The sequence below is a fragment of the Marinovum sp. E3 genome, assembly GCF_055755275.1.
The window spans coordinates 3,091,968-3,111,681 of sequence record NZ_CM146908.1 but is presented as its reverse complement, the minus strand read 5'-3'; the positions used below and the strand labels follow the sequence as shown (position 1 = coordinate 3,111,681).

The window sequence follows — 19,714 nt, the reverse complement described above, 5'->3', positions numbered from 1 at the left end:
ATAAACGAACTTTGCGACCTAGGACTCGCCGGTCAGCCCTCTTTCGCGGCGGATGCGTGCTATTTCAGCATCGCATTTCCGGCGCAACCGGCGAAGGGTGAACAGTGGCTCATCGCGCTCGGATTTGCCGAATTGCCCGCCGCTGTGTTCCCAATATCCCGCAGGTGTAAAACGGACGTGGCAATAGGCGGTTGTCAGCGAGAAAATCAGCGCCGTCGAGACATGGCCAGCGGCGGCGTCATGGGCCGCCTGGCGGCGCAGCCGCGCGCGGTGCCACCAGCGGCCGCAGGTCAGCTTCGGGCGCAGCGCCGGGCGCGGGGGCAGCGGGGCGAACGGCTCCGAGGCATGTGGCAGGGCGGGCAGGGCGCCGGGCGCCCGCGCCGCGCCCGCGGCAAAACCCGCCTCCAGCCGCGCCAGCAGGTGGCGCACATCGCGCGGCTCGAGCCGCCCGGCCACCATGTGCCGCAACAGGCGACGACGCTGTTCGCCGGCAAAGCGGGCCTGCGCGCCCCCGCGCTTTGCGTCCGGGCAGTGGCGCAGGAGAAAGGCGGCATGGCTGGCGCCGATTTCGAACAGGTCGCGCGGCACCCGGTCGGCGCGGCGGCGGGCGCTCGCGGCAAAGCCGTGGTGCACCTGCGCCAGCGGCACCAGCGCGGTGGCAAGACCGGCCCGGGCCAGCCGCAGGTTCAAATCCGTCTCGTCGAGAAAGAATCGGAAGGCCGGGTCAAATCCGCCGATCCCGGCGATCACCTCGCGGCGAAACGCCATGTTGGTGCCTTCGGTCTTGACCGCGCGGCCGGGGCCGGGATGCAGCACCGTCGGCCGCTCGCCTTCCAGCGGAAGGGCGTGACGGACCCCGCAGCCATCCACCCAGGCGCCGCGCCACTGCCAGGAAATGCCGTTGCGGCCGCGCACATAGCCGCCCGCTGCCGCCACCTCGGCGTCATCGAAAACCGCCGCGAGATGGGTCAGCCAGGTGGGCTCGGGCACCGCATCGTCATCGATGAAGGCCACCACCTCGCCCGCCGCCAGTCCGAGGCCGATGTTGCGCGCGAGGCTGATGTTCTGCGCGTCGCAAGGCGCGGTCTTGATACCCATCGCCTGCGGCAGCCCCTGCAAGGCCGCCAGCGTCGGGCGGTCGGCGACGACGACCACTTCGAACGTCGGGTACAGCAGCTGGCGGAGCGCCTTGAGGCAGCGTTTCAGCGCCGCTTCCCGGCCATGCGAAACGATTATGACACTGACCGGGCGCATGACGCCTCAGGCGTCCTTCAGCTCGACATCCGGCGCAAAGGCGATGAAGAACGGGTTGGCATAGCCCTCCTTGCCATAGGCCAGCGGCGTATGATCGTCGAAACGCACCACCTTGCCGCCGGCTCCGTTGAGCACCGCATGACCCGCCGCGGTGTCCCATTCCATCGTCCGGCCCAGCCGGGGATAGAGATCGGCCTCGCCGGTGGCCACAAGGCAGAACTTGAGCGAGGAACCCGCGCTCTTCATGTCGGCCACCTTGTATTTTCCGATGTAATCGTCGGTCGCCTCGTCGCGGTGCGATTTCGAGGCGACGACGAGCAGCGCGGAATTCTCCGCCTCGCGCACCTTGATCGGGGTGGTCTCGCCGGCGGTCTCCTTGTCGAAGGGGCCGGTCTCTTCCACCGCATTGCCCATGGCGGAGGTATAGAACAGACGCTTGCGCGCGGGGGCATAGACCACGCCGCGCACCGGCACGCCGCTTTCGACATAGGCGATATTGACGGTGAAATCGCCACGCCGCTTGATGAACTCCTTGGTGCCGTCAAGCGGATCGACGATCAGGAAGGTATCGGCCTGGGTATCATGGCTCTCGGCCTGTTCCTCGGTGACCAGGGGCACATCGGGAAACGCCTCGCGCAGCCCGGCCGAGATCAGCGCATCGGCGGCCGCGTCGGCTGCGGTGACCGGGCTGGCGTCGGATTTCGTCTGCACGTCGAAATCGTCGGAATTGTAGATCTCCATGATCACATCGCCCGCTTCGAGCGCGAGTGTCCGCATCACCTTGGTCAACTGGTCGTAATTCACAATGAGCTCCTGATCGCCGTCCGGGCCGTGCCGGTCTTTGTTCATTGCCTAGACCTGTCGTCGGGTCATGTCCATCACCTTGGCGGGCGGCCAGGCGCGGAAAAACCGGGCGTTTTCGCGCCGGTATCGTCCGGCTGCGGCCGGCCGGCACCGAGGCGGATGCAGCGCCGGCGCGGCAAAGGGTTTTGTTGTCGAGACGCCGGATCGCGGTTATGCTGGGAGACAACGGAACAGCAAGAATTCCGTGCCAATAGTGCCCTATTCTGGCGGAGCAGAGCTTCATGTTCGTACAACGGCGCCCAAGGACGACGCTCGATTCCGTCGTCACCACGATCGAGCTGGTCTATCACGGCGCGGTGCGCAACGTGCGCAAGACGCACGGCAATGCTTTCATGTCGATCTTCATGAACGTGCTTCAGACCATCATCATGGTGATGGTCTTCTATGCCATGTTCACCGTGCTCGGATTGCGCGGGCTCAAGCTGCGCGGCGATTTCCTGATCTACATCATGTCGGGCATCTTCCTCTACATGACCCACATCAAGACGATGAGCGCCGTCGCCGGCGCCGAGGGGCCGACCGCGCCGATGATGCAACATGCGCCGATGAACACGATCATCTCGATCCTGTCGGGCATGCTTTCGTCGCTCTATATCCAGGTGCTTTCGGTGCTGATCGTGCTTTTTGTCTATGACGTCGGGTTTGCCGATGTCGAGATCAACGATCCGATCGGCTGCATGGGGATGATCCTGCTGGCCTGGTTCACCGGGGCGGCGGTAGGCATGGTCTTTCTCGCGCTCAAGCCGTGGTTTCCTTCAGCGATCACCATCCTGTCGTCGATCTATCAGCGCGCCAACATGATCGCTTCGGGCAAGATGTTCGTCGCCAACACGCTGCCGGGCTACATGCTGGCGATGTTCGACTGGAACCCGCTGTTCCACGCCATCGACCAGGCCCGTGGCTATGCCTTCGTCAATTACTATCCGCGCAATTCCAACCTCGAATATCCGCTCTGGCTGGGGGTCGGTCTGATTACCATCGGGCTGATGGGCGAATTCTATACCCGCCGCCATGCCTCGGCCAGCTGGTCGGCGCGGAGTTGAACCACACCACCTGTCGGGAGGGTCCGCCATGTCATTGAAGTCTTTTGCCGCCCTGTCGCTTCTGCTGATGTCGGCCGGCACCCAGGCCGCCGCCGATGCCGGCTCGCTGCGCCCCAAGGCGCGGCCTGCGGTTCAGGTGCACGGCGTGCACCTGCGAGAGCTGCTCGTCACCCCCGTGAGCCTGCGCCCGCAGGCCCGCCCCGCCGGGTGGGCCGCGCGCCCCACCGCGGCCGCGCCGGCGGCGACGGCCGAAGATGCGCGGCTTCAGGGCTGGATCGCCGGCTACCGCCGCCGCGCCCTGGCCGCGGGCATCCCGGCGCAGGTCTTCGACCGGGCCTTTCGCGGCGTGACCTATGACCCGCAGATCATCGCGCGCGACCGCAGCCAGACCGAGTTCACCAAGACCGTCGAGCAATATCTGGCCATCGCGGCATCGGACAAGCGCATCGCCGATGGCCGCGCGGCGCTGGCGGCAGAGGGGCGTACTCTGGCCCGGATCGAGGCGCGCTACGGGGTCGACCGCGATATCGTCACCGCGATCTGGGGGCTGGAAAGCGCCTATGGCACGCGGCGCGGCGATCTTTCGGTGATCCGGTCGCTGGCCACCCTGGCCTTTGACGGCCGCCGCGGCCAATTTTTCGAGCAGCAGCTGACCGAGGCGCTGCGCATCCTGGCGCGGGGCGACACCACGCCCGAGAAGATGACCGGAAGCTGGGCCGGTGCCATGGGCCACACCCAGTTCATTCCCACCTCCTATCAGGCCTATGCGGTGGATTTCACCGGCGACGGGCGGCGCGATATCTGGAGCGCGGACCCGAGCGATGCGCTGGCCTCCACCGCGGCCTATCTGGAACGGTTCGGCTGGATCAAGGGCATGCCCTGGGGGGTCGAGGTGACGCTGCCGCGCGACTTCGACTATGGCCAGCTCTCGTCCAAGGTCAAACGCATGCCCTCGGACTGGGCCCGCGCCGGGGTGCTGGGCATGGATGGCCGCCCGGTGCCGGATCACGGGTCGGCCTATGTGCTGCTGCCGGCCGGGGCGCGTGGCGCGGCCTTTCTGGTGTTCAAGAACTTTGACGTGATCAAGCGCTACAACAACTCGGATCTCTATGCGCTGGGCGTCGGCCATCTGTCCGACCGGATCACCGGCGGCGACGCGGTGCAGGGCGGCTGGCCCGAGGATGACCGCGCGCTGGTCCGGGCCGAGCGGCACGAATTGCAGCGCCGGCTGACGGCCAAGGGTTTTGATACCGGCGGCATTGACGGCAATATCGGCCCGGACACCCGCGCCGCGCTGATGCGGTATCAGCGCAGCATTGGTGCGGTGCCGGACGGAAACGCCTCCTGGCAGGTCCTGAAACGGCTGCGCTGAGCGCCCGAAGGCCGGGAGGGGCAGGCGCGGGCCGGGCGCTACAACAGCCCTTCCGCGCGAAAGCTCAGCTCGCGCGATTTGCCGATGATGATGTGATCGTGCAGCACCAGCCCCAGCGCTTGCGCCGCCGTCTCGACCTGCGCGGTCATTTCGATATCCTCGCGGCTGGGCGTCGGATCGCCCGAGGGGTGGTTGTGCACCAGGATCAGCGCCGACGCGTTGATCTCCAGCGCGCGTTTCACCACCTCTCGCGGGTAGACCGGCACATGATCCACCGTGCCGCGCCCCTGCGCTTCGTCGGCGATCAAGGTGTTCTTGCGGTCGAGGTAGAGCACCCGGAACTGCTCGGTCTCGCGGTGCGCCATGGCGGTATGGCAATAGGCGATGAGCTGCTCCCAACTTGACACGACGGGCCGCGCGATCACCCGACTGCGTGCCAGACGCTGGGCGGCCGCCTCGATCAGCTTCAGCTCGCAGATCACCGCGGTGCCGACGCCCTTGACCTCGGCCAGCCGCGCCACGGGGGCGGAAATCACCCGATTGAAATCGCCGAACCGGGTGAGAAGCGAATGCGCCAGCGGTTTGACATCCTGGCGCGGAATGGCGCGAAACAGCACAAGCTCCAGCATCTCGTAATCCGGCAGCGCTTCGGCCCCGCCAGCCATGAAACGCCCGCGCAGCCGCTTGCGATGATCGCGGATATAAGACGGCAGCCGCGTGCCGCGCGCCAGCGTTTCGGGGGCGTCGGCCTCGTCGCCCTGAAACAGCGGCAAAGACGCCTCGGCAAGGGAGTTTCTGTCCATGACGCCAGCATCGGCGCCCTCGGTAAACGCGCGGTTAACGCCGGCGGCCGGTTTTGCGCCGGATGCACGGGGCGCCAAAGTCTGTCGACAGAATGTGAAAACTCCGTTGCAGGAATTTGGCGCCCGGACGCGGTGGTCGGGGAAGGGCCGGTGTCAGCCCTTCATCGAATCCCAGAACCCCTTGACCGAAGAGAAGAAGCTCTTGCTCTCGGGGTTGTTGTCCTCGCTCAGCTGCTCGAATTCGCGCAGCAGCTCTTTCTGGCGCGAGGTCAGGTTGACCGGGGTCTCGACGGCCAGCTCGATGAACATGTCACCGGTGCCGGCCCCGCGCAGGGCGGGCATGCCCTTGCCGCGCAGCCGCATCTGGCGGCCCGACTGGCTGCCGGCCGGGATCTTCACGCGCGAGCGGCCGCCATCGATGGTCGGCACCTCGATATCGCCGCCAAGTGCGGCGGCCGACATCGACACCGGCACCCGGCAATGCAGGTCGGTGCCGTCGCGTTCGAAGATCTTGTGCGCCGTCACCTCGAGGAAGATGTAGAGATCGCCCGGCGGTCCGCCGCGCATGCCGGCCTCGCCTTCGCCCGCAAGACGGATTCGGGTGCCGGTTTCCACGCCTTTCGGGATATTGACCGAAAGCGCGCGCTCTTTCTCGACCCGGCCGGCGCCATGGCAGGTGTGGCAGGGGTTCTTGATCGTCTGGCCGAGGCCCGAGCAGGTCGGGCAGGTGCGCTCGACCGTAAAGAAGCCCTGCTGCGCCCGCACCTTGCCCATGCCGGAACAGGTCGGGCAGGTGGTGGGCTCGGCCCCGCCTTCGGCGCCCGATCCGTTACAGGCACCACAGGGCACCGAGGTGGGCACGTTGATCGTCTTTTGCAGGCCGGAATAGGCGTCTTCCAGCGTTACCCGCAGATTGTAGCGCAGGTCGGCGCCGCGTGCCGCGCGCTGGCGTCCGCCGCCGCGCTGGCCGCCCATGAAATCGCCAAAGAGATCGTCGAAGACATCCGAGAAGGCAGAGGCGAAATCGCCCTGCTGACCGGGGTGAAAGCCGCCGCCGGGACGCCCGCCACCGCCGCCCATGCCGCCTTCGAAGGCGGCATGACCGTAGCGGTCGTAGGCCGCCTTCTTGTCGGCATCCTTGAGGACTTCATAGGCCTCGTTGGCTTCCTTGAACTGCGCTTCGGCCTCCGGGTTGTCGGCGTTGCGGTCGGGGTGCAGCTCCTTGGCCTTCTTGCGGTAGGCCTTCTTGATCTCGTCGGCGGAGGCGGTCCGGGCCACGCCCAGAACCTCGTAAAAGTCACGTTTGGACATCAGTCCGTCCTCCTATGCATGGAACATGCGAGGGCCGGCCCGGCGTCCGGACCGGCCCCCCGCAGTGGTTCCTGTGCGCTGTCGTCACCGACGATCAGGCGCGCTTGTCGTCGTCAAGGTCCTCGAAATCGGCGTCGACGATGGTGTCATCGTCATTCGCCGGGCCGTCGGCCTCGGGTGCAGGCTCTTCGCCGGCCTCTTCCTGGGACGATTTGTAAATCGCTTCGCCCAGTTTCATCGAGGCTTCCATGACGTTCTGGATGCCGGATTTGATCTTCTCGGCGTTCTCGCTTTCCAGCTCGTCCTTGAGCGCGGCCACCGCCAGTTCGATCGCTTCGACAGTGGTCGGATCGACCTTTTCGCCATGCTCCTCGAGCGATTTCTCGGTCGAGTGGATGAGGCTCTCGGCCTGGTTCTTGGCTTCCACCAGCTCCTTGCGGGCCTTGTCGGCCTCGGCGTTCTCCTCGGCTTCCTTGACCATCTTCTCGATGTCGTCGTCCGAGAGGCCACCGGAGGCCTGGATGGTGATCTTCTGCTCCTTGCCGGTGCCCTTGTCCTTGGCCTGAACCGAGACGATGCCGTTGGCGTCGATGTCGAAGGTCACCTCGATCTGCGGCATGCCGCGCGGTGCCGGCGGGATGTCCTCGAGGTTGAACTGGCCGAGCATCTTGTTGTCGGCTGCCATCTCGCGCTCGCCCTGGAAGACCCGGATCGTCACCGCGTTCTGGTTGTCCTCGGCGGTCGAGAAGATCTGCGACTTCTTGGTCGGGATCGTCGTGTTGCGGTCGATCAGGCGGGTGAAGACACCGCCCAGGGTCTCGATGCCCAGCGACAGCGGGGTCACGTCGAGCAGGACCACGTCCTTGACGTCACCTTGCAGAACGCCGGCCTGGATGGCGGCGCCCATGGCAACCACTTCGTCCGGGTTCACACCCTTGTGCGGCTCCTTGCCAAAGAACTTGGTCACCTCTTCGATGACTTTCGGCATCCGGGTCATACCCCCGACGAGGACGACCTCGTCGATTTCCGAGGTCGAGAGGCCAGCGTCCTTCAGAGCGGCCTGGCAGGGCTTGATCGAGGCCTTGATCAGGTCGCTGACCAGCGACTCCAGCTTGGCCCGGGTCAGTTTCATGACCATGTGCAGCGGCTGGCCGCCGTTCGGATCCATCGAGATGAACGGCTGGTTGATCTCGGTCTGCGACGAGGAGGACAGCTCGATCTTGGCTTTCTCGGCGGCCTCTTTCAGACGCTGAAGCGCCATTTTGTCCTTGGTCAGGTCGACGCCGTGCTCTTTCTTGAACTCGTCCGCCAAGTAGTTGACGATCCGCATGTCGAAGTCTTCGCCACCGAGGAAGGTGTCGCCGTTGGTAGACTTCACTTCGAACAGGCCATCGTCGATCTCGAGGATGGTCACGTCGAACGTCCCGCCGCCAAGGTCATAGACCGCGATGGTGTGGGTGTCTTCCTTGTCGAGGCCATAGGCCAGCGCGGCCGCGGTCGGCTCGTTGATGATGCGCAGCACTTCGAGGCCGGCGATCTTGCCGGCGTCCTTGGTGGCCTGACGCTGGGCGTCGTTGAAATACGCCGGCACGGTGATGACCGCCTGATCGACTTCCTCGCCGAGGTAGGATTCAGCGGTTTCTTTCATCTTGCCGAGGATGAAGGCCGAGATCTGCGACGGGCTGTACTTGTCGCTCTTGGCTTCGACCCAGGCGTCGCCGTTGCCGCCGTCGATGACGTTGAACGGCATGTTCTTCTTGTCCTTGGCCAGGTCGCTGTCGTCGAATCGACGACCGATCAGACGCTTGACGCCAAAGATGGTGTTTTCCGGATTGGTGACGGCCTGACGCTTGGCCGGCTGGCCAACGAGGCGTTCGTTGTCGGTGAAGGCGACGATCGACGGTGTCGTACGTGCACCTTCGGAGTTTTCGATGACCCGCGGCTGGCTGCCGTCCATGATGGCCACACAGCTGTTGGTGGTGCCGAGGTCAATCCCGATGACTTTACCCATTGTTTCGATCCCTCTTAATCTTCAAGGCGATGACACGAGGCGGAACCCATATGCGGCATCCCGACCCCGAACGTGTGGCGGAGAGCCTTGCGGCCCGTTCCGCGCTTCGGCGTGTATATAAGGACCGGGTTTCTATGCTGCAAGCAGTGTGGGCTTCGGTATGGTGCAAATGCGCGAGGTTTTCGGGATGATGTGGGAAAGAGGTCGCCATGACAGGGCTTGATCTGCGCGGCGCCAGGGTTTTTCCGGGCTATCTCGACCCGGACCAACAGGTTGAAATTCTTGGCGCCCTGCGAGAGGTGGTGCGCGCGGCGCCTCTCTATCACCCGGTCACGCCGGGGGGGCGGCAGATGTCGGTCAGGATGACGGCAGCGGGAAGATTCGGCTGGGTGACCGACCGCAGCGGCTATCGCTACGAGCCGCGCCACCCCGACGGCATGGCCTGGCCGGCGATTCCCGAGCCGGTGCTGGCGATCTGGCGCGATCTCGCGCCGCAGGCCCGCGCGCCCGAATGCTGCCTGATCAATTACTACGGCGAAGGCGCGCGCATGGGGCTGCATCAGGATCGCGACGAGGCGGATTTTTCCCAGCCCGTGGTCTCGGTCTCGCTGGGCGACGCCGGGCTGTTTCGGGTCGGCAATGTCGAGAAGGGCGGCAAGACGGGCTCGGTCTGGCTGGCCTCGGGCGATGTGGTCGTGCTCGGCGGTGCCGCACGGCTGGTGCACCACGGGGTGGATCGGATCAAGTTCGGCTCGTCCGGGCTGTTGAAAGACGGCGGCCGGATCAACCTGACGCTGCGCGTGGTGACCTGAGCGGCACTCCTGCTCCCCGTCCCGGACCCGATCCGGGACCTCGCGCCGGACGCCGGGGGCCCCGGATCAGGTCCGGGGCACGCGTTGCCGACGTCGGCGGCCCCGTGCCGTGGCCTACCCCCGGGTCTGCCGCTGCTTGCGGCTGACCTTGGCGGCCTTCTTCTTCGACTTGACCAGCTTGCGCTTGGCCGGCCCGCCCTTGCCCGATCCGCCCCGGCCTGCGCCGCGTCGGCCGCGCGGGCCGGTGCCATTGCCGCGCGGCGGCCGCTCGCCGTCGATCTCGAGCAGCTCCAGCGCGATGCCGCCGGTCACCGGCGCCGCCTCGGTCAGCCGCACGGTCACCCGCTGGCCGATGGTGATGGTCAGCCCGGTATCGGAGCCCATCAGCGTCGCGGTCTCCTGATCGAAGTGGAAATACTCGCGGCCGAGGTTGCGCATCGGGATCAGCCCGTCGGCGCCGGTCTCGTCGAGCTTCACGAAGGCGCCGAAGCGCGCGATGCCGGAAATCCGCCCGGTGAACTCATTGCCGACCCGCTCCGACAGATAGGCCGCGAGGTAACGGTCGGTGGTGTCGCGCTCGGCAATCATCGACCGGCGCTCTGTGTCCGAGATATGCGCCGCGGTCGGCTCCAGCTTGTCGATGTCATCGGGCGAGAGCCCGTCGTCGCCCCAGCCATGCGCCGCGATCAGCCCGCGGTGCACGATCAGATCGGAATAGCGCCGGATCGGCGAGGTGAAATGCGCGTAGTTTTGCAGCGCAAGCCCGAAATGGCCAAAGTTCTTGGGGCTGTAATAAGCCTGCGTCATCGACCGCAGGGTGGCGAGATTGATCAACTCGCTTTCCTCGGTGCCGGCGGCGTCATGCAGCAGCTTGTTGAGATGCGCGGTCTTCAGAACCTGTCCCTTGGCCAGCGTCAGCCCGGCGGCATCGGCGGTGTCGCGCAAGGACTCCAGCTTGTCCTGCGGCGGTTCCTCGTGCACCCGGAAGAGCTGCGGCACCTTCTTGGCAATCAGCGTCTCGGCCGCGGCGACATTGGCGAGGATCATGAATTCCTCGATCAGCCTGTGCGCATCCAGCCGGTCGCGGAAGTTGACCGATTGCACCTTGCCCTCTTCGCTGAGCTCGATGCGCCGCTCCGGCAGGTCGAGGTCTAGCGGCTGGCGGGCGGCGCGGGCCCTGGTCAGCGCGTCATAGGCGGCATAGAGCGGTGCGATCACGCTTTCCATCAGCGGCGCGACCCGGTCGTTGGGCTGGCCGTCCATGCCCTGCTGGACCTCCTGATAATTCAGCGAGGCGGGCGAGCGCATCAGCCCGCGCACGAAGCGATGCGAGAGTTTCTCGCCGCCGGCGTTGATCTGCATCCGCACCGCGAGACAGGCGCGCGGCACACCCTCGTGCAGCGAGCAGAGATCGCCCGACAGCCGGTCGGGCAGCATCGGCACCACCCGGTCGGGAAAATAGCTGGAATTGCCGCGTTTGCGCGCCTCGCGGTCGAGCGCAGAGCCGGGGCGGACGTAATGCGCCACGTCGGCAATGGCGACCCAGATCACATGGCCGCCCTTGTTCTTCGGATCGTCGTCGGCATGGGCATAACAGGCGTCGTCATGGTCGCGGGCGTCGGCCGGATCGATGGTGATCAACGGCAACTCGCGCAGGTCTTCGCGACCGGAGAGACCGGCGGGCTTCATCGCATCGGCCTCGGCGATCACCGCGTCGGAAAAGGCGTCGGGAATGCCGTGCTGGTGGATGGCGATCAGCGAGACGGCTTTCGGCGCGGTGGGATCGCCCAGCCGTTCGACGATGCGGGCGCGGGGCAGGCCCATGCGGCTCTTGGGCCCGGCCAGTTCGGCCTCGACCAGCTCGCCATCCCTGGCGCCATGCACGTCGCCGGCGGCGACCTGCCATTCCTTGTCGGCGCCCTTGTCGACCGGTTTGATCCGCCCGCCTTCCGAGCGTTTCGAGAACACCCCGAGGATGCGGCGCGGGTTGCTGCCGATCCGGCGGATCAGCCGCGCCTCGTAGTTGTGATCCTCTTCGTGCACCACTTGCAGCCGCGCCAGGATGCGGTCGCCCTCGCCAAGCGCCGGGTCCGAGGCGCGGGGCACCACCAGAACGATCGGCTCCACCCCTTCGCCGTGCCATTCCAGCGGCTTGGCAAAGAGATCGCCATCCGGCGTCGGCGCCTTGACCTGCAACACCGAGACCGGCGGCAGCCGGTCGGGGTCGCGGTAGGTCTTCTTGCGCTTTTCCAGATGACCTTCGGCTTCCAGCTCCTTGAGCAGGCGCTTGAGGTCGATCCGGGCGGCACCCTTGATGCCGAAGGCCTTGGCGATGTCGCGCTTGGCGGTCAGGGTCGGGTTGGCGGAGATCCAGTCGAGGATCTGGGGTTTGGTGGGCAATTGGCTCATGGCTCTGGCCTAGCACGGGTGCGGCGGGGCGTCACTTGCCAAACCGCTCGGCCAGGTCCTCTTCGTCGCCTTCGGCGGCGAGGCGCAGCTCGCGCACGAGGCGCAGGGTGGGTTTGGCGGCAAACAGGACCGAGCCGATCAGGAACATCCAAGTGGCCGGGGTCTGCCAAGCGTCAAAAAAGAACATCACCGAGCCGATGATGAAACAGGTGGCGGCGGAAAAATCGACCGCGGTATAGGCCAGCTCGAAGAGGGCGTAGATCCGGCGGCTTTCGGAGGTTTCCTCTCGGTTGCGGTGATAGAAAAGCGGCATGGGTCTTGGCGGCTGACAGGGACGTTGACTGACGAGCGCAACAACCTAGTGCGCATTGCCCCGCCGGCCACCGGAGACTGAGGGCAGGCGACCGGCCCGATTCAGTTCGGCGGGACCGGCGCCAGATCGGCGGCCGTGTCGACATCGGCCAGCCTGTCGACGCGGGCGATGCGGTGACCGGGCAGGGTGGCGATGCTGTCGGCCATCGCATGTTCGGTGGACCAGCGCACGCCCGTCAGAAAGCCGGCGGGGGCGCGGCCCGGATGGCGCAGCCCGATCAGCCAATAGCCGCCGTCGGGCGCCGGGCCAAAAGCCGCGTCATGCCCGCCCAAGGCCGCGAAGGCCCGCGCGACATGCGCCGGGGTGACGCCGGGAATGTCGCCGCCGATGATGCAGGCCGGGCCGGGCGGCAGGCTGCGGAAGACCCGCGCCATGCGTGCGCCGAGATCGCCGCCGCCCTGCGGCAGTCGTTGCAGATGTGCCGGCCAGACCCGGCTTTGCAGGCCGTCGCGGTCGGGCGCCACCGCGAGGATCAGCTGCCAGCGCGGGTCCTCCAGCCGCCGCAGCAGCCGCCCGGTTTGATGGCGAAACCACCAGGCCGCGGCGCCCATGCCGATGTCGCGGCCAAGCCGGGTCTTGACCCGCCCGGGGCGCGGCTCTTTCAGCATGACGATGAGGGTGGGTTTGATGCGCAAGGTCTACAGGTCCGCGAGATCGGCGCGCATGCGCCCTGTCGGGCGTCCCCCCCGGGAGGGCCGGTTCCCGCAGATGTTGCCCGCGCGGCCGGAGGGGGCTCTGTCGAACGGATGCGCCCGGACACAATGCCCTTCCGAGGGTGGGCGGAGCGCCGGCGCGCCTCGGGCCCCGGTCCAGCTCACAATGCGCGTTCCATCATCCGATGGGGAATGCCGGCGTCGTCGAACACCTCGCCATAGGCGGCAAAGCCCAGCTTCTCGTAAAACGGGATGGCATGCAGTTGCGATCCCAGCGCCGCCTTGCTGAACCGGCCGTCGGCGCGCATCTCGTCCAGCGCCGCGCGGATCAGCGCTGCGCCAAGCCCGGTACCGCGGGCGGCCTTGATGACGCAGACCCGGCCGATCTTGCCGATCTCGCCATTGGGCAGGACGCGCGCGGTGCCAAGCGCCCGGTCGCCCTCGGTGGCCAGCAGATGCAGGGCAATCTCGTCATAGGCGTCACGCTCGATCTCGGGCGGCACGCCCTGTTCGTCGACAAAGACCTCGAAGCGCAGCTTCAGGCAGGTCTCGAGATCGTCGGTGCGGGTGATCGTGGCGCTCATGCGAAGTAATCCCTCAGGATGCGGGCATAGATCGCCTTGAGCTGGTGTACCTGATCCACCGCGACCCGTTCGTCGACCTGGTGCATGGTGCGGCCGACAAGGCCAAATTCCACCACCGGGCAGTGATCCTTGACAAAGCGCGCGTCAGAAGTGCCGCCGGTGGTGCTGAGGTCCGGGGTGATCCCGGTTTCGGCGGCAACCGCGCGCGCCACGAGGTCCGACAGCGGGCCCGGCGGGGTGAGGAAGCTTTCACCGGAGATCTTGATCTTCATTCCGATCTCGACGCCGAATTCGGCGGCCACCGCGTCGGCCTCGGCCCGCAGCCAGTCGCTGAGCGAGGCGCCGGAATGGGCGTCGTTGAACCGGATGTTGACCGTCGCCGTACTCTTTGCCGGGATCACGTTGGTCGCCGGGTTGCCGGTGTCGATGGTGACCACCGCCAGGGTCGAGGCGTCGAAATGTTCGGTGCCGCGGTCCAGCTCATGCGCTGACAGCCGGTCCATCAGCCGCGCCATGGCAGGCAGCGGGTTTTTCGCGCGGTGCGGATAGGCGGCATGGCCCTGCTTGCCCACCACCTCGATCCAGGCGGTGACCGATCCGCGACGGCCGATTTTTATCATCTCGCCCATGGTGTCGGGACAGGTCGGCTCGCCCACGAGGCAGACCGACATCCGTTCGCCCTCGGCCTGCATGTAATCCAGAAGCGCGCGGGTGCCGTGATCGGCGTCGCCTTCCTCGTCGCCGGTGATGGCCAGGATCACCGCGCCCTCGGGCGGCGTCTCGGTGACGAAATCCGCGGCGGCGGCGGCAAAGGCGGCCACGCCCGATTTCATGTCGGTCGCGCCCCGGCCATAGAGAAAGCCGTCGCGGATCTCGGCGCCGAAGGGATCGGCGGTCCAGTCCGCGCGCTTGCCCAGCGGCACCACGTCGGTGTGGCCGTTGAAGCCGAAAGTCCGGGCATGGCCCTTGTCGCCCCAGCGGGCAAAGAGATTGCCGACGCCGCCCCGGTCGACCCGGGTGCAGGCAAAGCCCGCAGCTTGCAGCACGTCCTGCACCACGTCGAGCGCGCCGCCATCTTCGGGTGTCACCGAGGGGCAGCGCACCAGCGCTGCGGTCAACTCGAGCGGATCGGTCTGCGACATGAATTACCCCACGGAATTGTGACCTATTTGCAGCGGCTTGCCCGCTGGCTTGACGTATCGCTTAACAGATGCCGCGCGGGGGTGCTAGGCTGGCCGCAACAACGACGCGGCCCCCGCAGTCCTCCCCCGCTTCAGGTGAACTCCGCCCGGTTCAGGGGAGCCGTCCGGCATCAAGACCGGCAAGACTGGCAACACGGGGCAAGGCCGCGCAGTAGGGCTGGAGCAGTGGTATGAGTGATGTGAAGTCGCGATCTGTCGCGTCTGTCTTCGGGTGTGCCCGATGAGCTGGGTCGCCGCAGTGGCGCCGGGCGGCACGGCGCAGGTCTTTCATCCTTTTGACAAGCTTCCCCCTCGCGGCGCGATGCGCCGGGGCACGGTGTTGCTGGAATGCAGCCTGAGCCCGGTCGCTGCCGCCCGCTCGATCCTACGCATCCCGTTGCAGGCCCATGCCGCCGGGCATCTGTCGATCCTGGCGCTGCCGCAGGGCTCCTTTGCACTGGTGGTGGGGCAGGGAAAATCCATGGTGCACCGAACGCTCCGGCTGAACCTGCCGGAGGGCAACCAGCTGCTGCGGCTCAGCTTTTCCTGGGATTGCGAGGCCGGGCTGGCGCGCTTTGCGGTGGAGCGGGCCGACGGCCAGGGCTTTGTCACCGGCGCGCTCGACCTGCCGGAGCCGATAGCGCTCGAAAGTCTCACCGCCTTTCCGGCGATGGAGGTCTGCGCGCCCGAGGAGGCTGGGCTGGGCTTTCTGGCGATCTCCAACAGGGTCGAGCCGGTGGGGCCCCTGCCGGGCCTCGCCGCGCGCACCTTCGTCGGCACGCCTTTCGGCCCGCGCGAGGTGTCGCGGTTGCGGATTGGCGATCTGGTGCAGACCCGCGATGGCGGCCAGGAACCGGTGCTGCATGTGGCCCAGCGCATCGTGCCGGGGCTGGGCAGTTTTGCCCCGATCCGCCTGCGGGCACCCTATTTCGGCTTGGAGCGCGACATCGTCGTTGCGCCGCATCAAAAGATTTTCGTCAGCGGCGCGGCGGTGGATTACACCTTCGGCTGCGAGGGGGTGCTGGTGCCGGCGGGATACCTGGTCAACGGCCAGTCGGCCCTGCCGGAGCCGAACCTGCCGCTGGTGAACTACGCGCAGGCGCTTCTGCCGCCGCATGCGGTCTTTGCCGCCAGCGGTGCCTGGACCGAGAGCCTCTATGTCGGGCGCTTGCGCCGTGACAGCGAAAAGCTGGCGGCGACACTGCTGGCCGAGGTCAGGCCGACGCTGTTGCCGGAGCAGGCGCATCTGACGCCGCCGGTGCTGAAACGGTTCGAGGCGCAGGCGCTGGCCGAGGTGGCCTGAGGTTCAGGCGTCGCCGTCGACCAGCGGGTCGTAGAACGGCTCGATCTGCGCCACGACCACCGAATGCTCGTCGCGCGCGCGCTGCATCAGCGCGGCCTCCTCGTCGGCGATCTCTTCGCCGGCGGCGCGTCGCTCGTCGAGCGATCCGTGGCCGGTGACATCGAGCGGCGCCAGATCGGCCTGTTTGAGCAGGGCGACGGTTTCGCGCACCGCTTCGGCCTCGTCGACGCCAGAGGCGTAACAGACCAGCCCGGCGCCGGTGGCGCCATCGGGCAGGCCGTCGCCGGACTTGCGGCCGACCTGGACGACGAGGGTATAGACTTGCTGGCTGCGGGCTTTCTTGGTCATGCGCTGCGGATGCGTCGGGCGGGCGCCCATGTCAAGCCGGTTGATGCCCCCGGATGCGGCGTTCTGCGGCGCAATGGCCCGCATGGCCGGGTAATCCGCCGCCTCACGTTGCGGCGATGTTGCATAGGGCGGCCCGCTTCGGATAATCCCCCGAACCAAAACGAGGATGCCCCATGGCCTGCCGGCCCTTTTTGCAGCTGATTGCCATCGCCCTGTTCCTGCTGCCGTTCCGGGCCGGGCCCGGCGCCGCCCAGGTGCTGGAGTTCGTCACCGTCGAGCGGCCACCGTTCTCGATGGGCCGCGAGGCGCAGACCGGCTTCAGCATCGACTTGATGCGGATGATGGCCGAGCAGATCGGCCGCGAGGTGCGTTTCAAGACCCTGCCGGCCTTTGGCGAGATGCTGGCGCAGGTGGCCGCCGGCGAGGCGGATGGCGCGATTGCCAATATCTCGATCACCGCCGCACGCGAGGCGCAGATGGATTTCACCCTTCCGGTGTTCGAAAGCGGCTTGCAGCTGATGGTTTCGGGGTCCGACCGCACGCCGCTCTGGCGACAGGTCTTCACCCGCGACATCGCGATCTATCTTGGCGTGGCGCTCGCCATGCTCTGCGCTGCCGGGACGCTGATGTGGCTGTTCGAGCGCCGCCATCAGCCCTATTTCGAGAAACCCGCGCGCGAGGCGTTCTTTCCGTCGTTCTGGTGGGCGCTCAACTTGGTGGTCAACGGCGGCTTCGAGGAACGCCAGCCAAGGTCGATCCCGGGGCGGTTGCTGGCGACCGTCCTGGTGTTCTCGAGCCTGTTCATCGTGTCGATCTTTGTTGCCAAGATCACCGCCGCGATCACCGTCAACGAACTGACCTCGAGCGTCACCGGCCTCAATGATCTCGACAATCGCGCGGTGGGGTCCGTGGCGGGCTCGACCGCCTCGGATTTCCTCGAGGCCCGCGCGGTGGCGCACAGCGCCTATCCCGGCTACGCCGAGATGATCGCGGCCTTCGAGGCCGAAGAGGTCAGCGTCGTGGTCTTTGATGCGCCGCTCCTGCGCTATTACCTGTCGCAGAACCGCGCCGGCGAGGCCTATCTGGTGGAAACGGTGTTCCGGCGCGAGGATTACGGCATTGCCCTGCCCACCGGCAGCCCGCTGCGCGAGCCGCTGAACCAGGCGTTGCTGCAATTGCAGGAAGACGGGCAGTACAATGCGCTGGTGCGCAAATGGTTCGGCAGGTGAGGGCGGCGCCAAACCGATGGCGCCACCCACGTGAGTATCAGTCGCGCAGCAATTCGTTGATGCCGGTCTTGGAGCGGGTCTTTTCGTCGACCCGCTTGACGATCACCGCGCAATAGAGGCTGATGTTGTTCCTGGACGGCATCGAGCCCGCGACAACCACCGAATAGGGCGGCACTTCGCCATAGCTCACGTCGCCGGTTTCGCGGTCGACGATCTTGGTCGACTTGCCGATGAAGACGCCCATGCCCAGAACCGAGCCTTCGCGCACGATGCAGCCTTCGACCACCTCGGAGCGCGCGCCGATGAAGCAATTGTCCTCGATGATGGTGGGGCCGGCCTGCATCGGCTCGAGCACGCCGCCAATACCGACGCCGCCGGACAGGTGCACGTTCTTGCCGATCTGCGCGCAGGAGCCGACGGTGGCCCAGGTGTCGACCATCGTGCCCTCGTCGACATAGGCGCCGAGGTTGACGAAGGAGGGCATCAGCACCACGCCGGGGGCGATATAGGCCGATTTGCGCACCACGCAGTTGGGCACGGCGCGGAATCCGGCCGCCTTCCACTGGTTGTCGCCCCAGCCCTTGAACTTGCTGTCGACCTTGTCCCACCAGCCGGCGCCCTGCGGGCCGTTGTCTTGCAGCTCCATGTCCTTGATGCGGAAACCCAGCAGAACCGCCTTCTTGGCCCACTGGTTGACCTGCCAGTCGCCGTTTTCCTGCCGTTCGGCCACCCGCAGCTTGCCGCTGTCGAGCGCGTTCAGCGTCTCCTCGATCGCTTCGCGGGTCTCGCCGCCGGTCGAGGGGGTGATGGTGTCGCGGGCGTCCCAGGCCGCTTCGATGGCTGTCTCAAGCTGGGCGTTGGACATGGATGTTCCTCCGTCTGGTCCGTCTGTCAGGTTGCGGCGCGTTAGACAGCAAAAACCGCCTCTGCGCAATCGGGGTTGAGTTCGCCCCGCGAACGTTCTTGGATGCGGGACACGCCGAAATAGCAGGACATGACATGAAAGATCCCCGCCGCAGCCGGTTTCGCGACGCCCAGGAAGACCGCAGGGAAGCCGACCGCACACCGGATACGCCGCAGACCCGCGCGCCGGCCTATCGCCTGGCCTTTGCCGACGAGGATTTCCTCTGCCGGGACGAGCTGCGCCCGGTCAGGTTGCAGCTCGAGCTGTTGAAGCCGGAAATGATGATGACCGAGGCCGGGGTGGAAAGCACCATCGTGCTCTTCGGCGGTGCCCGCATTCCCAAGCCGTCGGAGCAACACACCGCGCGCACCGAGACGCTGGCGGAACTGTCACGCTTTTACGACGAGGCGCAGCGCTTCGCCCGGCTGATGACCGAGGAATCGATCAAATCCGGCGGCCGCGAGAATGTCGTCGTCACCGGCGGCGGCCCCGGTGTGATGGAGGCCGGCAACCGGGGGGCGCAGGAGGCCGGCGGCAAATCCATCGGTCTCAACATCGTGCTGCCGCATGAGCAGGCGCCGAATGAATACGTCACGCCGGAGCTCTGCTTCAACTTCCACTATTTCGCCATTCGCAAGATGCATTTCCTGATGCGCGCCAAGGCGATCTGCGTCTTTCCGGGCGGCTTCGGCACGATGGACGAGCTTTTCGAGTCGCTGACCCTGATCCAGACCGGTCGGATGGATCGGGTGCCGTTCCTGCTGTTCGGCCGCGAATTCTGGGAGCGCATCGTCAACTGGGCGGCGCTCGCCGATGCCGGCACGATCGCGGCGCAGGATCTGGACCTGTTCCGCTTTGTCGAGACCGCCGAAGAGGCGCTCGACATCATTCACAACTGGGCGCCGGCGCCGCCGCGCGACGAGATCCCGGGCCGGCAAAAGACCGACCCCGCGAAACACGCGGACGAGCGCTGATCAGGCCGAAAGCTGGACGGGCAGGGCGCAAACTTCCTGCCCGTGCGGCAGGGTGGTGACCATCTCGCCGTGATCGGTGCGCTTGATGGCATAGCCATAGCCTGCGATGCGGTGCTGCCATTCGCGCGGGCTCAGCGCCTTTTCGCGCTCTTCCTCGAGCAGCATGAGGATCTGGACAATTGTGATTTGATCGATTTCTGTGGTGGACATGAGCTCTACTCTCGTTTGGTTTTTGATTGTTTATGATTCATGGCTAATCCCAGATTCGGACGGAGATCGTTCATAA

19 protein-coding genes are annotated in these 19,714 nt (G+C 66.4%); 6 read left to right on the top strand and 13 right to left on the bottom strand.

Features of this window, described 5'->3' with window-relative positions:
- Positions 1-18: 18 nt before the first annotated feature.
- Positions 19-1,254, bottom strand: coding sequence for a glycosyltransferase family 2 protein (locus tag AC0J5K_RS15265; protein WP_274565338.1), 1,236 nt, complete (start codon positions 1,252-1,254; stop codon positions 19-21).
- Positions 1,255-1,260: 6 nt separating this feature from the next.
- Positions 1,261-2,031: a 3'(2'),5'-bisphosphate nucleotidase CysQ gene (gene cysQ / locus AC0J5K_RS15260; protein WP_371398940.1), complete on the bottom strand. Its 771-nt coding sequence runs from the start codon at positions 2,029-2,031 to the stop codon at positions 1,261-1,263.
- 308 nt (positions 2,032-2,339) lie between these two features.
- On the opposite strand from cysQ, the gene AC0J5K_RS15255 reads away from it, so the two are divergent.
- Positions 2,340-3,161: an ABC transporter permease gene (locus tag AC0J5K_RS15255; RefSeq protein WP_048533193.1), complete on the top strand. Its 822-nt coding sequence runs from the start codon at positions 2,340-2,342 to the stop codon at positions 3,159-3,161.
- A gap of 28 nt (positions 3,162-3,189) precedes the next feature.
- A complete protein-coding gene (locus AC0J5K_RS15250) occupies positions 3,190-4,533 on the top strand; it encodes a lytic murein transglycosylase (protein ID WP_274565339.1) in 1,344 nt (447 codons plus the stop codon).
- 38 nt (positions 4,534-4,571) lie between these two features.
- Here AC0J5K_RS15250 and radC read toward each other — a convergent pair whose 3' ends face one another.
- The 3 genes from radC to dnaK all read right to left on the bottom strand — a co-directional run bounded on the left by radC (position 4,572) and on the right by dnaK (position 8,658).
- Positions 4,572-5,336, bottom strand: a complete 765-nt coding sequence (radC, locus tag AC0J5K_RS15245) for a RadC family protein (protein WP_048533191.1) — start codon at positions 5,334-5,336, stop codon at positions 4,572-4,574.
- A gap of 153 nt (positions 5,337-5,489) precedes the next feature.
- Positions 5,490-6,647, bottom strand: coding sequence for a molecular chaperone DnaJ (gene dnaJ, locus AC0J5K_RS15240; protein ID WP_048533189.1), 1,158 nt, complete (start codon positions 6,645-6,647; stop codon positions 5,490-5,492).
- Between the two features lie 94 nt (positions 6,648-6,741).
- Positions 6,742-8,658: a molecular chaperone DnaK gene (dnaK, locus tag AC0J5K_RS15235; protein ID WP_074835919.1), complete on the bottom strand. Its 1,917-nt coding sequence runs from the start codon at positions 8,656-8,658 to the stop codon at positions 6,742-6,744.
- Between the two features lie 209 nt (positions 8,659-8,867).
- Here dnaK and AC0J5K_RS15230 point away from each other — a divergent pair, with 209 nt between their 5' ends.
- The gene (locus AC0J5K_RS15230; protein WP_048533187.1) at positions 8,868-9,470 is read left to right on the top strand and encodes an alpha-ketoglutarate-dependent dioxygenase AlkB family protein; all 603 of its coding nucleotides are present in this window, start codon (positions 8,868-8,870) and stop codon (positions 9,468-9,470) included.
- 114 nt (positions 9,471-9,584) lie between these two features.
- Here the strand turns inward: AC0J5K_RS15230 and rnr are convergent, their stop codons facing one another.
- From rnr to dapE, 5 genes are all read right to left on the bottom strand, one after another.
- Positions 9,585-11,879 (bottom strand): ribonuclease R, encoded by a 2,295-nt coding sequence (gene rnr / locus AC0J5K_RS15225; RefSeq protein ID WP_274565340.1) that lies wholly within the window; start codon positions 11,877-11,879, stop codon positions 9,585-9,587.
- 31 nt (positions 11,880-11,910) lie between these two features.
- A complete protein-coding gene (locus tag AC0J5K_RS15220; RefSeq protein WP_048533184.1) occupies positions 11,911-12,192 on the bottom strand; it encodes a YrhK family protein in 282 nt (93 codons plus the stop codon).
- Between the two features lie 101 nt (positions 12,193-12,293).
- Positions 12,294-12,881, bottom strand: a complete 588-nt coding sequence (locus tag AC0J5K_RS15215) for a TIGR04282 family arsenosugar biosynthesis glycosyltransferase (protein WP_274565354.1) — start codon at positions 12,879-12,881, stop codon at positions 12,294-12,296.
- Between the two features lie 185 nt (positions 12,882-13,066).
- Complete coding sequence (locus AC0J5K_RS15210) at positions 13,067-13,489, bottom strand: GNAT family N-acetyltransferase (protein WP_074835916.1); 423 nt, start codon at positions 13,487-13,489, stop codon at positions 13,067-13,069.
- Positions 13,486-14,631, bottom strand: coding sequence for a succinyl-diaminopimelate desuccinylase (dapE, locus tag AC0J5K_RS15205; protein WP_274565341.1), 1,146 nt, complete (start codon positions 14,629-14,631; stop codon positions 13,486-13,488). The genes AC0J5K_RS15210 and dapE overlap by 4 nt, the downstream gene beginning before the upstream one ends.
- A gap of 280 nt (positions 14,632-14,911) precedes the next feature.
- On the opposite strand from dapE, the gene AC0J5K_RS15200 reads away from it, so the two are divergent.
- The gene (locus tag AC0J5K_RS15200; RefSeq protein ID WP_274565342.1) at positions 14,912-15,973 is read left to right on the top strand and encodes a Hint domain-containing protein; all 1,062 of its coding nucleotides are present in this window, start codon (positions 14,912-14,914) and stop codon (positions 15,971-15,973) included.
- Between the two features lie 3 nt (positions 15,974-15,976).
- Here the strand turns inward: AC0J5K_RS15200 and AC0J5K_RS15195 are convergent, their stop codons facing one another.
- Positions 15,977-16,321 (bottom strand): hypothetical protein, encoded by a 345-nt coding sequence (locus tag AC0J5K_RS15195; RefSeq protein ID WP_274565355.1) that lies wholly within the window; start codon positions 16,319-16,321, stop codon positions 15,977-15,979.
- A gap of 173 nt (positions 16,322-16,494) precedes the next feature.
- On the opposite strand from AC0J5K_RS15195, the gene AC0J5K_RS15190 reads away from it, so the two are divergent.
- Positions 16,495-17,550, top strand: coding sequence for a transporter substrate-binding domain-containing protein (locus AC0J5K_RS15190; protein ID WP_274565343.1), 1,056 nt, complete (start codon positions 16,495-16,497; stop codon positions 17,548-17,550).
- Between the two features lie 37 nt (positions 17,551-17,587).
- Here AC0J5K_RS15190 and dapD read toward each other — a convergent pair whose 3' ends face one another.
- A complete protein-coding gene (gene dapD / locus AC0J5K_RS15185) occupies positions 17,588-18,415 on the bottom strand; it encodes a 2,3,4,5-tetrahydropyridine-2,6-dicarboxylate N-succinyltransferase (protein ID WP_274565344.1) in 828 nt (275 codons plus the stop codon).
- A gap of 134 nt (positions 18,416-18,549) precedes the next feature.
- Between dapD and AC0J5K_RS15180 the strand changes: the two genes are divergently transcribed.
- Positions 18,550-19,428 (top strand): LOG family protein, encoded by an 879-nt coding sequence (locus AC0J5K_RS15180; RefSeq protein WP_274565345.1) that lies wholly within the window; start codon positions 18,550-18,552, stop codon positions 19,426-19,428.
- Here the strand turns inward: AC0J5K_RS15180 and AC0J5K_RS15175 are convergent, their stop codons facing one another.
- Positions 19,429-19,638 (bottom strand): hypothetical protein, encoded by a 210-nt coding sequence (locus AC0J5K_RS15175; RefSeq protein WP_274565346.1) that lies wholly within the window; start codon positions 19,636-19,638, stop codon positions 19,429-19,431.
- Positions 19,639-19,714: the final 76 nt, after the last annotated feature.